General features: G+C 72.0%; 11 protein-coding genes, 1 pseudogene and 1 riboswitch. Of the genes and pseudogenes, 7 read left to right on the plus strand and 5 right to left on the minus strand.

Translation table 11 applies throughout. The features are described 5' to 3' along the window. Positions 1 to 451: 451 nt before the first annotated feature. Positions 452 to 1,900: a gamma-aminobutyraldehyde dehydrogenase gene (locus ACIP5W_RS31280; RefSeq protein ID WP_401480684.1), complete on the minus strand. Its 1,449-nt coding sequence runs from the start codon at positions 1,898 to 1,900 to the stop codon at positions 452 to 454. 171 nt (positions 1,901 to 2,071) lie between these two features. Between ACIP5W_RS31280 and ACIP5W_RS31285 the strand changes: the two genes are divergently transcribed. From ACIP5W_RS31285 to ACIP5W_RS31315, 7 genes and pseudogenes are all read left to right on the plus strand, one after another. Then, positions 2,072 to 2,587, plus strand: coding sequence for an Lrp/AsnC family transcriptional regulator (locus ACIP5W_RS31285; RefSeq protein WP_401480686.1), 516 nt, complete (start codon positions 2,072 to 2,074; stop codon positions 2,585 to 2,587). Positions 2,588 to 2,606: 19 nt separating this feature from the next. Continuing rightward, positions 2,607 to 3,971 (plus strand): aspartate aminotransferase family protein, encoded by a 1,365-nt coding sequence (locus tag ACIP5W_RS31290; protein WP_401480688.1) that lies wholly within the window; start codon positions 2,607 to 2,609, stop codon positions 3,969 to 3,971. Between the two features lie 233 nt (positions 3,972 to 4,204). Further along, a complete protein-coding gene (locus tag ACIP5W_RS31295) occupies positions 4,205 to 4,945 on the plus strand; it encodes an ABC transporter ATP-binding protein (RefSeq protein WP_401480690.1) in 741 nt (246 codons plus the stop codon). Next, a complete protein-coding gene (locus ACIP5W_RS31300; RefSeq protein WP_401480692.1) occupies positions 4,927 to 6,348 on the plus strand; it encodes a hypothetical protein in 1,422 nt (473 codons plus the stop codon). Before ACIP5W_RS31295 ends, ACIP5W_RS31300 begins: the two co-directional genes overlap by 19 nt. Positions 6,349 to 6,516: 168 nt before the next feature. Then, positions 6,517 to 6,936, plus strand: coding sequence for a VOC family protein (locus ACIP5W_RS31305; protein WP_401480746.1), 420 nt, complete (start codon positions 6,517 to 6,519; stop codon positions 6,934 to 6,936). 33 nt (positions 6,937 to 6,969) lie between these two features. Next, positions 6,970 to 7,560, plus strand: a pseudogene (locus ACIP5W_RS31310) (hypothetical protein). 159 nt (positions 7,561 to 7,719) lie between these two features. Continuing rightward, complete coding sequence (locus ACIP5W_RS31315) at positions 7,720 to 8,457, plus strand: LAETG motif-containing sortase-dependent surface protein (protein WP_401480694.1); 738 nt, start codon at positions 7,720 to 7,722, stop codon at positions 8,455 to 8,457. A gap of 319 nt (positions 8,458 to 8,776) precedes the next feature. Here the strand turns inward: ACIP5W_RS31315 and ACIP5W_RS31320 are convergent, their stop codons facing one another. From ACIP5W_RS31320 to rlmN, 4 genes are all read right to left on the minus strand, one after another. Then, the gene (locus ACIP5W_RS31320; protein WP_401480696.1) at positions 8,777 to 9,793 is read right to left on the minus strand and encodes an ABC transporter ATP-binding protein; all 1,017 of its coding nucleotides are present in this window, start codon (positions 9,791 to 9,793) and stop codon (positions 8,777 to 8,779) included. Further along, positions 9,793 to 11,511 carry an ABC transporter permease gene (locus tag ACIP5W_RS31325; protein ID WP_401480698.1) on the minus strand — a complete coding sequence of 573 codons (1,719 nt, stop codon included), beginning with the start codon at positions 11,509 to 11,511 and terminating at the stop codon, positions 9,793 to 9,795. The genes ACIP5W_RS31320 and ACIP5W_RS31325 overlap by 1 nt, the downstream gene beginning before the upstream one ends. Then, complete coding sequence (locus ACIP5W_RS31330) at positions 11,487 to 12,548, minus strand: thiamine ABC transporter substrate binding subunit (protein ID WP_401480748.1); 1,062 nt, start codon at positions 12,546 to 12,548, stop codon at positions 11,487 to 11,489. Before ACIP5W_RS31330 ends, ACIP5W_RS31325 begins: the two co-directional genes overlap by 25 nt. Positions 12,549 to 12,649: 101 nt before the next feature. Next, a riboswitch (TPP riboswitch) is annotated at positions 12,650 to 12,757 on the minus strand. Between the two features lie 57 nt (positions 12,758 to 12,814). Next, the gene (rlmN, locus tag ACIP5W_RS31335) at positions 12,815 to 13,921 is read right to left on the minus strand and encodes a 23S rRNA (adenine(2503)-C(2))-methyltransferase RlmN (protein WP_401480700.1); all 1,107 of its coding nucleotides are present in this window, start codon (positions 13,919 to 13,921) and stop codon (positions 12,815 to 12,817) included. Between the last annotated feature and the right edge of the window lie 6 nt (positions 13,922 to 13,927).

Genomic DNA, 13,927 nt, shown 5'->3' on the forward strand with positions numbered 1-13,927 from the left:
CGTGACGGATCGAGCGGAGAGACGAGACAGCGGGAACACAGGTTGCAAAGAGATGGCAAAGCCGGGCGGGCGGCGGCGTGGAAAGCGGCAACACGGCGCTGCCCCGGACGTGACCACCGTCCGGGGCAGCGGGACGCGACGGCCGGACCGCCGGGGGCGGGCGGGCCGGAGTGCGGCGGGCCGGGCTGAACCACCGCAGAGCAGACCGGTCCGGAGCACCGCGGCCGGGATGCGACGGCCGGGGCGCGGCGCGTACCGGCGCACCGCGAATGGAGGCGGCGCGGACACGCGCGAACCGGGGCCGAGCCGGACCGCCGCGCGCCACAGACGGGACGCGACGGCCGGCCGGACCGCCGCAGCCGGACCGCCGCGGTCGGCCCGGAGCTGCCGGACCGGAGCGGACCGGCCCGGAGCTGCCGGACCGGAGCGGACCGGCGCAACCGCCGGAGGCCTACGCGTCCAGCGACGTCATCACGTGCTTGATCCGCGTGTAGTCCTCGAAGCCGTACCCCGACAGGTCCTTGCCGTAGCCGGACTTCTTGAAGCCGCCGTGGGGCATCTCGGCGACGAGCGGGATGTGAGTGTTGATCCACACGCAGCCGAAGTCGAGCTTCTTGGACATGCGCATCGCCCGGCCGTGGTCCTTGGTCCACACCGAGGAGGCGAGGGCGTACTCGACGCCGTTGGCGTACTCGACGGCCTGGTCCTCGTCGGTGAAGGTCTGGACGGTGATGACCGGGCCGAAGACCTCGTTCTGGATGATCTCGTCGTCCTGCTTGAGGCCGGAGACGACGGTCGGGGCGTAGAAGTAGCCCTTGTCGCCGACCCGGTGGCCGCCCGCCTCGACCTTGGCGTGGGCGGGGAGGCGCTCGATGAAGCCGGTGACCTGCCGGAGCTGGTTGGGGTTGTTCAGCGGGCCGAAGAGCACGTCCTCGTCGTCCGGCTGCCCGGTCTTCGTCTCGGCCGCGGCCTTGGCCAGCGCCGCCACGAACTCGTCGTGAACGGCCTCCTGGACCAGGACGCGGGTGGCCGCCGTACAGTCCTGGCCGGCGTTGAAGAAGCCCGCCACGGAGATGTCCTCGACGGCCTTGGCGATGTCGGTGTCCTCGAACACGACGACCGGCGCCTTGCCGCCCAGCTCCAGGTGGACGCGCTTGAGGTCCCTCGACGCGGACTCGGCGACGGACATGCCGGCGCGTACCGAGCCGGTGATGGACGCCATCGCCGGGATCGGGTGCTCCACCATCAGACGGCCGGTGTCGCGGTCGCCGGTGACGACGTTGAAGACGCCCTTGGGCAGGATCGAGCCGACGATCTCGGCGATCAGGACGGTGGAGGCCGGAGTGGTGTCCGACGGCTTGAGGACGACCGTGTTGCCGGCCGCGATCGCCGGGGCGAACTTCCACACGGCCATCATCATCGGGTAGTTCCACGGCGCGACCTGCGCGCAGACGCCGACCGGCTCGCGGCGGACGATCGAGGTCATGCCGTCCATGTACTCGCCGGCCGAGCGCCCCTCGAGCATCCGGGCCGCGCCCGCGAAGAAGCGGATCTGGTCGACCATCGGCGGGATCTCCTCGGACCGCGTGAGGCCGATCGGCTTGCCGGTGTTCTCCACCTCGGCGGCGATCAGTTCCTCGGCGCGCTCCTCGAACGCGTCCGCGATCTTCAGCAGGGCCCTCTGTCGCTCGGCGGGGGTGGTGTCGCGCCACGCCGGGAAGGCGGCCGCGGCGGCCTCCATGGCCGCGTCCACGTCCGCCGGGCCGGACAGCGGTGCCGTCGCGTACGCCTCGCCCGTCGCGGGGTTGACCACCTCGGTGGTGCGTCCGTCGGCGGCGTCCCGGAACTCACCGGCGATGTAATTCCGTAGGGTGCGCAGCCCACGCAGCTCCGTGCTCACTGCCGGCCTCCTGTGTCAGGGTCGAACTGTCCAATCAATGAGACACCCACCCTAATCGGCACACTGACGTTTTCAACACCCCCGATCGCGCCACCGCTGCGAAATCCGCAAGTCTCAGTCACGTAAACAACGAATTTCATCGCCCGCGCCTTGCGCAACTGTCGATACGTCGTGCAGAGTGACGCCGTGGCCAGTCGAAGCGCAGAGCACCGGGACTCCCGCGAGTCCAAGAACGGCACCCCGCACCTGGATGCCGTCAGCCTCGGCATCATCGAGCAGCTCCAGGAGGACGGCCGCCGGCCGTACGCCGCGATCGGCAAGGCCGTCGGCCTGTCGGAGGCGGCCGTGCGCCAGCGCGTCCAGAAGCTGCTCGACCAGGGCGTGATGCAGATCGTCGCCGTCACGGACCCGCTCACCGTGGGATTCCGCAGGCAGGCGATGGTCGGGATCAACGTCGAGGGCGACACCGAGGCGATCGCCGACGCGCTGACCGACATGGCGGAGGTCGAGTACGTGGTGATGACCGCGGGCTCGTTCGACGTCCTCGCCGAGATCGTCTGCGAGGACGACGACCACCTGCTCGACGTCATCAACAAACGCATCCGTGCGCTGCCCGGCGTGCGCTCCACCGAGAGCTTCGTCTACCTGAAGCTCAAGAAGCAGACCTACATGTGGGGAACCCGATAACCGTGAGGACCCGATAACCGTGAGCACCAAGGACCTCAGCCGCACCGCGTACGACCACCTGTGGATGCACTTCACCCGCATGTCCTCGTACGAGAACGCTCCCGTCCCGACGATCGTCCGGGGCGAGGGCACCCACATCTACGACGACAAGGGCAAGCGCTACCTCGACGGTCTCGCGGGCCTGTTCGTGGTGCAGGCCGGTCACGGCCGCACGGAACTGGCCGAGACCGCCTTCAAGCAGGCGCAGGAGCTGGCGTTCTTCCCGGTGTGGTCCTACGCCCACCCCAAGGCCGTGGAGCTGGCGGAACGCCTCGCCCACCACGCGCCCGGCGACCTGAACAAGGTCTTCTTCACCACCGGCGGCGGCGAGGCGGTCGAGACCGCCTGGAAGCTCGCCAAGCAGTACTTCAAGCTGACCGGCAAGCCCACCAAGCACAAGGTCATCTCGCGCGCGGTGGCCTACCACGGCACCCCGCAGGGCGCCCTGTCCATCACCGGCCTGCCGGCCCTCAAGGCCCCCTTCGAGCCGCTCGTCCCGGGCGCGCACAAGGTCCCGAACACCAACATCTACCGCGCCCCGATCTTCGGCGACGACCCCGAGGCCTTCGGCCGCTGGGCCGCCGACCAGATCGAGCAGCAGATCCTCTTCGAGGGCCCGGACACCGTCGCCGCGGTCTTCCTGGAGCCGGTCCAGAACGCCGGCGGCTGCTTCCCGCCCCCGCCCGGCTACTTCCAGCGGGTGCGCGAGATCTGCGACCGGTACGACGTGCTGCTCGTCTCGGACGAGGTCATCTGCGCCTTCGGCCGCCTCGGCACGATGTTCGCCTGCGACAAGTTCGGCTACGTACCGGACATGATCACCTGCGCCAAGGGCATGACCTCGGGCTACTCCCCGATCGGCGCCTGCATCATCTCCGACCGCCTGGCCGAGCCGTTCTACAAGGGCGACAACACCTTCCTGCACGGCTACACCTTCGGCGGCCACCCGGTCTCCGCGGCCGTGGGCCTCGCCAACCTCGACCTGTTCGAGCGCGAGAACCTCACCCAGCACGTCCTCGACAACGAGGGCGCCTTCCGCGCCACCCTGGAGAAGCTGCACGACCTGCCGATCGTCGGCGACGTCCGCGGCAACGGCTTCTTCTACGGCATCGAGCTGGTCAAGGACAAGGCGACGAAGGAGTCCTTCAGCGACGAGGAGACCGAGCGCGTCCTGTACGGCTTCCTGTCCAAAGCCCTCTTCGACAACGGCCTGTACTGCCGTGCCGACGACCGCGGCGACCCGGTCGTCCAGCTCGCCCCGCCGCTGATCTCCGACCAGGAGACCTTCGACGAGATCGAGCAGATACTGCGCGCCACCCTGACGGAGGCGTGGACGAAGCTCTGACGGCCTCCCGGGGATCCCCGATCCCCGGCCGAGCCGTGGGGATCTTCCTCTCAGGTGATCAACACCGGCCCCGGTGCCGTCCGTTCGAGTGAGAAACGGCGGCCCGGGGCCGTGTGCTGTCCGGATGCCCGACCCGGGCTGCCTAGCGTGCCAGTGACCGATCGGCCCGGCCTTCGTTCCCCCGGACGGGGGAACGACACGGGAACTACGGATCTGAACGAAGGTGTACGCCCATGGAGGCCCCGCCGGACAACGACGTGCTGTGGGCACGCGCCCTGCACTACACGCACCCCGACGGCTCCCCCGCACTGGGCGGCGTGTCGCTCGGCGTGCGGGAGGGCGAGATCCTCGCCGTCACCGGCCCGCGCGGCAGCGGCAAGACGGCCCTGCTGCACTGCCTGTCCGGGCTGGCCCGCAGCCAGCGCGGCGAGGTGTGGTTCAACAGCGTCCCCGTGCACACCATGGGACCGATGGCCCGCGAGCGGCTCCGCCGCGACCGCTTCGGCTGGATCGACCCGGCGCCGGCGCTCGTCCCGGAGCTGAACGTCTGGGAGAACGCGGCCCTGCCCCTGATGCTGCGCGGCACCAGCCGCCGCCGAGCCAAGGCCGCCGCCCTGGAGTGGCTGGAACGCCTGGACGTCGGCGACAAGTACCGCCTGCGGCCCCACGAACTGACCCAGGCCGAACGCCAGCGCGTGTGCATCACCCGCGCCCTCGCCCCGGCCCCGTCCGTCCTCTTCGCGGACGAACCGACGGCCCCCCTGCACCGGGCGGACCGCGGCCACGTGCTGCGCACACTGACCACGGCGGCCCGCTCGCACGGCATCACCGTCGTCCTGGCCACGCACGACGCCGAGACCGCGGCCCTCGCCGACCGCACGGTCCCGCTCCTGGACGGACGCCGGGTGCGCACCGTCCACCTGCCGCCGGTCACCGAGTCGGAAGGCCGGGCGACGTGCTCGCTCTCCGCCTGACCCGCAGCGCCCGTCCGGCCGTCCAACTGCGCCGTCTGCTCGTCGCGACGGCCTCGGCCGGTACCGGCTTCCTCCTGCTGTGCACCCTCGGCCACGCCCTGAGCCACCCCGACGCCCCGGCGGGCGCGGCGCTCCGGCTGGCCTGGTGCGCGGTCCCACTGGCCGCCACCGTCCACTTCGCCCTCGCGGTCGCCCGCACCGACCCCGGCACCCGGCCCCGCCCCGGCCTGGCGGCGATCGGCCTGGGCCCCGCCCGCCTGATGGCGATCGCGGCGACCACGACGGCCCTGTCCACCGCGCTCGGTTCGATGCTGGCCCTGCTCCTCTTCCTCCACCTCCGCGGCGACCTCACGGGCATGCCCTTCGACGGAGCGGCGGCATCGTTCCTGGCGGCGGGCGTCCCGCTGCCCCTGCCCGCCGCCCTCACCCTCCTGGCCCTGACCCCCGCGGCGGCCTCGCTGACGGTGGCCCTGACGCTCCGCCCCCGGGACAACCGGCAGACCGGGACCGCCCGGGGCGCGGGCCTGGCCCTCCGCCGCTTCACCACCTCCGCGGGCGCCCGGGAGACGTTCGGCGCGTACGGCAGGTTCGGCGCGAGGCAGGCCCGCCGAGCCGTGACCACGCCGGCCCCGGACGGCGACGGCGACCCCCGGCAACCCGCTCACCCCGCGACCATGACCGCCCCGGACGGGGACACCCGGCGCCCCCGGCGCACCGTGACCATGGCCGCCCCGGACGGGGACGCCGAGGCCCGGGACACCCCGGCCCGCGCCCCCGACCACACCCCGCCCGAACCCCCGCGCCCCGACCCCGCCGGCCTCCCCTGGGGCGCTGCCCTCCTCGCCGCCGGCCTCGCCGTCGAGGCCTACGCCGGCCGCACCCCCGGCCACCAGCTCACCCTCCCCGGCGGCCCCACCGGTCCCACCGCGGCCCTGCTCGGCTGGACGCTCACCGCGATCGGCCTCGCCGTGGCCGGCCCCGGCCTCACCCACCTCTGCGGCCGCGTCCTGCAGTCGGCCCGCCCCGGCGCCCTCCGCCTCCTCGCCGGCCGCGGCCTGATGGAGGAGGCGTCCCGCATCGGCGCCCCCCTGGGCATCCTGTGCGCGGTCGCCTCCGGCGCGTACACCATGGCCGCGCTGCACGGCCCCGCCGACCCGCCCTTCGGCCCGCTCACCACCCTCGGCGCGGCCCTGGTCGCCGGCTGCGCCCTCGCCACGCTCCTCACGACCGCCGTCGAGGCCCGCCAGGCCCGCGCCGACACCACGGCCGCCCTGCTCCGCCTCGGCGCCCCGTCCACCGTGCTGCGCAGCGCGGCGGCACTCCGGGCCGGTGCCCTCGCCACGCTGTTCGTCCCGCTCACGCTGACCGTGGCGGCGCTCGCCGCCCTCCCGCTGACCCCCTGAGCCGCCCGAGGCCCCGTGCGGAGCCGTTCGAGAATCCGCGCGGAGAACGCGAAAGAACGTCGACCACCGATGACTTCCGCGCGGCTCCCGGGTCTGACCCTTCGGAAGAACACGCACGACACCGCACGCGAACAGCACGAGCGGCACGACCCGATGGGAGACACCCCGATGAGCACCCCGGCCCACCAGCAGATGGTCTTCGTCAACCTGCCCGTGAACGACCTGGACGCCTCCAAGAAGTTCTTCACGGACCTGGGCTACTCCATCAACCCGCAGTTCAGCAACGAGGACGCGGCCTCCGTGGTGATCAGCGACACCATCGTCGCGATGCTGCTCACCAAGCCGTTCTACTCGACCTTCACCAAGAAGGAGATCGCGGACGCCACCAAGACCAGCCAGGTCATGATCGCGCTGAGCGCCGAGAGCCGCGAGAAGGTGGACGAACTGGTCGACCGCGCCCTGGCGGCGGGCGGTTCGCCGGCCAACGAGACGCAGGACCTCGGCTTCATGTACGGGCGTTCCTTCGACGACCTCGACGGCCACACCTGGGAGGTCGTCTGGATGGACCCGTCGGCGGTCCAGGGCTGACCCGCCCCGACGGGGCACGCCTGGCACGGGCGGGTGCACCCGACACCCGCCCGGCCGTACGACGGCACACCCGACCGTGAGATCGAGTCCCCCTCCGAGTTCGACGGGGTGGTCTCCACCCGGGGCGCCCTGTCCCACTTCCGCGTCCGGGCCGTCGACCTGACGGAGCGTACGGACGTCCGGGCCGCCGTGGAGACCGAGGGCGCCGTCCTCCTCGGCTGCCCGGGGGAAGCGGCCGCGGCGACGAAGGCGCGTACCCCGGACGCCCTGGTCCTCCCGCCGGCACCCGGCCTCCCCTTCGACCCCGTACCGCGGTTTCGTCCACACGCCCGACGAGTTGTTCGCCTCATGGCCCGCGGGACGGACGCGTACGCCGGTGTCCGTGTTCCTGCCGGGCACCGCCGGGACCGTGCAGGAGATCTTCGGCAACGCGACGTCCGACCACCACGAGTCGCGGAGCGGGCCGGCGCCGATGGTTCCCGTGGGCCGGGCGCACCGGCGGAGCGGCTGCCGGCCCGGCCGCTGCTGCGGAAGCCGGCCGAGGGGCGGTCGATGCGGGGCCGTATCGCCCCGGTCGGCCGGATCGGGGAGGCTCCCGCCGCGCTGAAACGTCTCAGCGGTTGATGATCGGGCAAAGCCAAGGGGCCGGAACCATCGACGCATTGACACTTCTCATGGAACGCTTATAGACCTGTGGGACCCCTGGGGAGGCTGTCGCCGCCGCATCGAGGGCGACATCTCCCCCTCCGCTCCCCGCAGTTGCACATCACGTAAAGGACAAACGTGTCCCCATCCCGCCGTACCGCCGCCCGTTCGGTGCGCATGTCCGCTCTCGTCGGCGCCTCGGCCGCCCTTGTCCTCGGCGCCTCCGGCTCCGCGCTGGCCACCGGCTCCCCCAGCATCGGCCAGTTCTCCGCGACCGCGTCCTGCGACGGACCGAAGGGCGTCATCACCGTCACCGACACGGATCCGACGGGCACCACGGCCGTCGTCAAGGTCTTCCTCCAGAACAACAACGCCGACCTGAAGAAGATAGGCGAGCAGACCATCGAGGGTTCGAAGAAGGGCGTCACCGTCACCTTCGCCGAGGCCTGGGAGCCGGGTGCCGAGTACCGGGTCCGCGTCGCGGCCGCCAGGGGCGGGAAGACCCTGCTCGACGCCGACATCGCGCCCAACCTGACCACCCCGGCCAAGGCCTGCCAGGCCGAGGACACACCCACCACACCCACCACGCCCACCACGCCGCCGGCCTCCCCGACCCCGTCGACGCCCCCCTCCGACACCGCCTCACCCCCGGCGAAGTCGGGAACCCCGACCCCGTCGGCCTCCCAGAGCGACAGCAACACGCCCGCCGACACCGCGAGCAACGCCCCGTCGCCCGCCGCCCAGGAGGCCAACCTCGCCGAGACCGGCGCCAGTTCCCGCACCGGCCTGATCGTCGGCATCGCGGCCGTCCTGGTCCTCGTCGGCGGCGGCGCGGTCTTCTTCGGCATGCGCCGCAAGGGAACCGGCAACCGCTGACCACCCGGGTGGCCCGCCCCGAGCCGACGGCCGGGGCGGGCCACCCGCCGGTTCAGCCGAAGGTCTTCCTCGCCGGCCAGAACTCCAGCAGCTCACGATCGCCGAGCGGGTCCGCACCAGCAGCTCCACCCGGCGCAGGGCCCCGCCCGTGTGCCGCACGAGCTGCTCCAAGGACCGGTCGGGGCAGGTCGGCACGGTGGCCGACAGATCGGCACCGGAAGTCACGATGGGCCTCGACTGCCCTACCCGGTGTGCGATTTCGTCGCAGTACCGGTCATGTGCGAGAAGGCTCGTGCGCCACACCGTACGGGCGGGACGATCAGTCGAGCACGACGATTTCGGTCGCGTCGAACTCCACCCCGACCGTGTCCCCGGTCTCCGGCGCCAGCCGCAGCGCGCAGGCGGCCTCCAGGCGCGGGGCGTCCCGCGGCTGGAGGTGGACGGCGACGTGGGTGCCCTTGAAGGTGCGGGCGGCGACCGTGCAGGGCAGGCCCTGGCCGGCGTCGACCAGCCGCACCCCGGCCGACCGCACCAGCAGCGTGCGGGTGCCCTGCGGGGAGCCGGCCGGCACCGGCACCTTGCCCCACGGCGTGTCCGCGGCCTCCCCGGTGACGCTCGCCTCCACCACGTTGTCGAAGCCGAGGAAGCGGGCCACGAACGCGTCCGCCGGCCGCTGCCACACCTCAAGTGGCGTGCCGGACTGGGCGATCCGCCCGTCCCGCATCACCACGACCCGGTCGGCCAGCGCGAACGCCTCACCCTGGTCGTGGGTGACCGCGAGCACCGTGGTGCCCAACCGGCCGAAGAGTTCCCGCAGTTCGACGACCAACCGCTCCCGCAGCGACCGGTCGAGCTGCCCGAGCGGTTCGTCCAGCATCAGCAGCCGCGGGCTGGGCGCGAGCGCGCGGGCCAGCGCCACCCGCTGCTGCTCACCGCCGGAGAGCGCGGCGACGGCCCGCCCGGCCGCGTCCGGCAGCCCGACCAGATCGAGCAACTCCCCCACCCGTTCGCGCTGTCGTCCCCGCCCGGCGCCGCGCATGCGCAGTCCGAAGGCCACGTTGCCGCCGACGTCCCGCTGCGGGAACAGCTGATGGTCCTGGAACATCAGCCCCAGCCCGCGCCGATGCGCGGGCACACCCGCCTGGTCCCGTCCGTCCAGCACCACCCGTCCGGCGTCCAGGGGTTGCAGCCCGGCCACCGCCCGCAGCAGCGTCGACTTGCCGCTGCCGCTGGGCCCGAGCACACACACCACCTCGTGCTCGACGACGGTGAGATCGACGGCGTCCAGCACCGCCCGGTCCCCGAACCGCACGGTCACGCCTTCGAGCCTCAGCATCAGAACTCCCCGGTACGGTCGACGGGGGTGCCCCCGGTCGAGTCTGCTCGAGACTGGGGGAGGATCCGCTCCAGCACCAGCAGGGCGATCGCGCACACCAGCATCAGGATCGTCGAAAGGGCCATGGCCTGGCCGTAGTTCAGCTCGCCGGCCCGCCCCAGCAGCCGTGCCACGGCGACCGGCAGGGTCGGGTTGTCGGGCCGCGCGATGAAAACCGTCGCGCCGAACTCCCCCAGCGACACGGCGAAGGCGAAGCCGGCCGCGACCAGCAGCGCCCGCCGCACCATCGGCAGGTCCACCTCCCGCCACACCTGCCACGGTGACGCCCCGAGCACGGCCGCGGCCTCCCGCAGCCGCTCGTCGACGGCCCGCAGCACCGGCAGCATGGTCCGCACGACGAAGGGCACGCCGACCAGCGCCTGCGCGAGCGGTACCAGGATCCAGGTGGCCCGCAGGTCCAGCGGAGGTTCGTCGAGCGCGATCAGGAACCCGAAGCCGACGGTCACCGCGGAGACCCCCAGCGGCAGCATCAGCAGCGCGTCGAACCCGCGGACCAGACGCCCGGCGTCCCGCCGGGTCAGGGCCGCCGCCGCCAGAGCGCCGATCGTCACCGCGATCGCGGTGGCGGCGAGGGCGTACTCCAGCGAGTTCCCGATCGCCTCGATCGGCGGCACCAGGAACACATTGCCGTCGTCACTGGTCAGCGCCCGGTAGTAGGCGAAGTCGGGGGCGTCCAGGGAGCGCTGCACCAGCACGGCCGGCGGCAGCACGAGCAGCAGCCCGATCGTGCCGAGCACCCCGGCCAGCAACGCCCACTGCCCCGCCCCGCGCGGTCGCCGTGCCGTCGCGGCCGCGTCGACGAGCCGCAGCGCGCTCTCCCGCCGCCGTACGGTCCAGGCGTGCACCGCGAGGATCGCGCCGACGGCGGCGAACTGGACGATCGTGAGGACGGCGGCCGTCGACAGGTCGAAGATCTCCGAGGTCTGCCGGTAGATCTCGACCTCCAGCGTGGAGAACGTCGGCCCGCCGAGGATCTGCACCACACCGAAGGAGGTGAAGGTGAAGAGGAACACCATCAGCGCGGCGGCTGCCACGGCCGGCCCGAGGGCCGGGAGGGTGACCTGCCGCCAGGCCCGCAGCGGCGAGGCGCCCAGCACGCGCGCGGCCTCCTCCTGCCGCGGGTCGAGCTGCGCCCACAGCCCGCCGACCGTCCGCACGACCACGGCGTAGTTGAAGAAGACGTGGGCCAGCAGGATCGCCCACACGGTGGTGTCCAGCCGTACGCCCCACAGGTCGTCGAGGAGACCGCCGCGCCCGACCAGCGCCAGGAACGCCGTACCGACGACGACGGTCGGCAGGACGAACGGGACGGTCACGACGGCCCGCAGGACCCGCTTGCCGGGGAAGGAGAACCGGGCGAAGACGTAGGCGGCGGGCAGCGCGACGAGCAGGGTCAGCACGGTGGAGGCGAGCGCCTGCCAGGTGGTGAACCACAGGACGTGCCGGATGTCGGACTGCCCCAGCACGTCGAACAGGCGCCCGAAGTGCCAGCCGCCGCCGGAGTGCAGTCCCCGCGCGGTGATCGCGGCGACCGGGTAGGCGAAGAACAGCCCGAAGAACGCGACGGGCAGGGCCATGAGCCCGAGCCGCGCCGCGCTCCCGGTACGCCGGCGGCGGGTGCCCGCCCGCCGGTCTACTTCAGTACGAGCGAGGTCCACGACTTGACCCACTGGTCGCGGTCCGCGGCGATCTTCGCCGGGTCCATCGTCTCGGGATCCTTGGCGGCCGGGCCGTACTCGGTGAACTCGGCGGGCACGGCCGCGCCCTTCGCCACCGGGTAGACGAACATGTTGAGCGGCATGTCCTCCTGGAACTCCTTCGAGATCAGGAAGTCGATCAGCGCCTTGCCGCCCTCGCTGTTCCTCGCGTTGCTCAGCAGCCCGGCGAACTCGATCTGCCGGAAGCAGGTGCCGGTCGCGACGCCGGTCGGCGCGGTCGTCGGCTTCGGGTCGCCGTAGATCACCTCGGCGGGCGGCGAGGAGGCGTAGGAGACGACGAGCGGCCGGTCCGCCCCGGCCTTCCTGCCGCCGGCCGACCCGGAGAACTCCTCGTTGTAGGCCTGCTCCCAGCCGTCGACGACCTTCACGCCGTTGGCCTTGAGCTTCTTCCAGTAGTCCGGCCAGCCCTCGTCGCCGTACTTCGCCGCGGTGCCCAGCAGGAATCCGAGGCCGGGCGAGGAGGTGGCGGCGTTCTCGGTGACGAGGAGGTTCTTGTACGCCGGCTTCGCCAGGTCGTCGAAGGTGGCGGGCGGCGCCAGCTTGTGGTCGGCGAAGTACTTCTTGTCGTAGTTGACGCAGATGTCGCCGTGGTCGACGGGCGTGACCCGGTGCTTGCCGGCGTCCAGCTGGTACCGGCCGTCGACCTGATCGAGCCCCTGCGCCTGGTACGGCTGGAAGAGGCCGTTGTCGAGCGCGCGGGAGAGCAGGGTGTTGTCGACGCCGAAGAAGACGTCGCCCTGGGGGTTGTCCTTGGTGAGGATCGCCTTGTTGACGGCCTGGCCGGCGTCGCCGTCCTTGAGGACCTTCACCCGGTAGCCGGACCGCTTCTCGAAATCGGCGAGCACGCTCTTGGAGACGACCCACGAGTCGTGGCTGACGAGGGTGACGGTTCTGCTCCCGCTCTGGGCGGACCCGCCGTCGTCCGACGATCCGCAGGCGGACAGCGTGACGAGGCCGAGGCCGACGGCCGCGGCCATGAGCGTCCTGGTGTGCACTGGTATTCCTCCTGGAGGTGACCAGGAAGAGACGCGGCCCTGCCCGGGGACCCGCGAGGGGGCTCCCGGGCAGGGCGCAACAGCTCGAGTGATGACCGAACTTCCTACCCAGAATGACCTGGGCGAGGTTCAGAGGGTCTGCGGCCCGGTTGCCGCACTCTCAGCGCTGTGGCGCTCCCCTGTCGGAATATGAAGATGTCTGGTTCATCGCACTGTCCGAAAACATGACAGTACTGACGTCGGCCAGACTACCGCTCGGTGGCGGCGAGCTGACCACACGCCCCGTCGATCTCCTGACCGCGGGTGTCCCGGACGGTGACGGGCACCCCGTGCGCCGCGATGGCCTCGACGAACGCCTTCTCGTCCTCGGGCCGGGAGGCGGTCCACTTGGAGCCCGGCGTCGGGTTCAGCGGGATCAGGTTCACATGCACGGGCCGGCCCCTGAGCATGCGCCCGAGCCGGTCACCCCGCCAGGCCTGGTCGTTGATGTCGCGGATCAGCGCGTACTCGATGGACAGCCGGCGTCCGGACTTCTCGGCGTACTCGAACCCGGCGTCGAGCACCTCGCGCACCTTCCACCGCGTGTTCACGGGAACGAGGGTGTCGCGCAGCTCGTCGTCGGGAGCGTGCAGCGAGATCGCGAGCCGGCACTTGAAGCCCTCGTCGGAGAACCGGTTGATGGCCGGCACCAGCCCGACCGTCGACACGGTGATCCCGCGCTGCGAGAGCCCCAGCCCGTCGGGCGCGGGGTCGGTGAGCGCACGGATCGCGCCGACGACCCGCTTGTAGTTGGCGAGCGGCTCGCCCATGCCCATGAACACGATGTTGGACAGCCGGGCCGGCCCTCCGGGGACCTCCCCGTCGCGCAGCGCCCGCATCCCGTCCACGATCTGGTGGACGATCTCGGCGGTGGACAGGTTCCGGTCCAGCCCGGCCTGCCCGGTCGCGCAGAAGGGACAGTTCATCCCGCAGCCGGCCTGCGAACTGATGCACATGGTGACCCGGTCCGGGTACCGCATCAGCACCGACTCCACGAGCGTGCCGTCGAACAGCCGCCAGAGCGTCTTGCGGGTGGTCCCCTGGTCCGTGGACAGATGCCGTACGACCGTCATCAGCTCGGGCAGCAACGCCTCGCGCAGCTTCTCGCGGGCGCCGGCGGGGATGTCGGTCCACTCGGCGGGGTCGTGCGCGAACCGCGCGAAGTAGTGCTGGGACAGCTGTTTCGCACGAAACGGCTTCTCACCGATCTCCGCCACCGCCTCCTTCCGCTCGGCGGGCGAGAGGTCGGCAAGATGCCGCGGCGGCTTCTTGGCTCCGCGGGGGGCGACGAAAGTGAGTTCTCCGGGTGCAGGCATAACCCT

It is taken from the genome of Streptomyces sp. NPDC088766, assembly GCF_044750845.1.
GTDB lineage: Bacteria > Actinomycetota > Actinomycetes > Streptomycetales > Streptomycetaceae > Streptomyces.

Excerpts from the sequence above, each read along its gene's own strand:
- ACIP5W_RS31295 (WP_401480690.1), top strand. The coding sequence starts at position 4,205 with ATGGAGGCCCCGCCGGACAACGACGTGCTGTGGGCACGCGCCCTGCAC.
- ACIP5W_RS31305 (WP_401480746.1), top strand. The coding sequence starts at position 6,517 with ATGAGCACCCCGGCCCACCAGCAGATGGTCTTCGTCAACCTGCCCGTG.
- ACIP5W_RS31320 (WP_401480696.1), bottom strand. The coding sequence starts at position 9,793 with ATGCTGAGGCTCGAAGGCGTGACCGTGCGGTTCGGGGACCGGGCGGTG.
- ACIP5W_RS31330 (WP_401480748.1), bottom strand. The coding sequence starts at position 12,548 with ATGGCCGCGGCCGTCGGCCTCGGCCTCGTCACGCTGTCCGCCTGCGGA.
- rlmN (WP_401480700.1), bottom strand. The coding sequence starts at position 13,921 with ATGCCTGCACCCGGAGAACTCACTTTCGTCGCCCCCCGCGGAGCCAAG.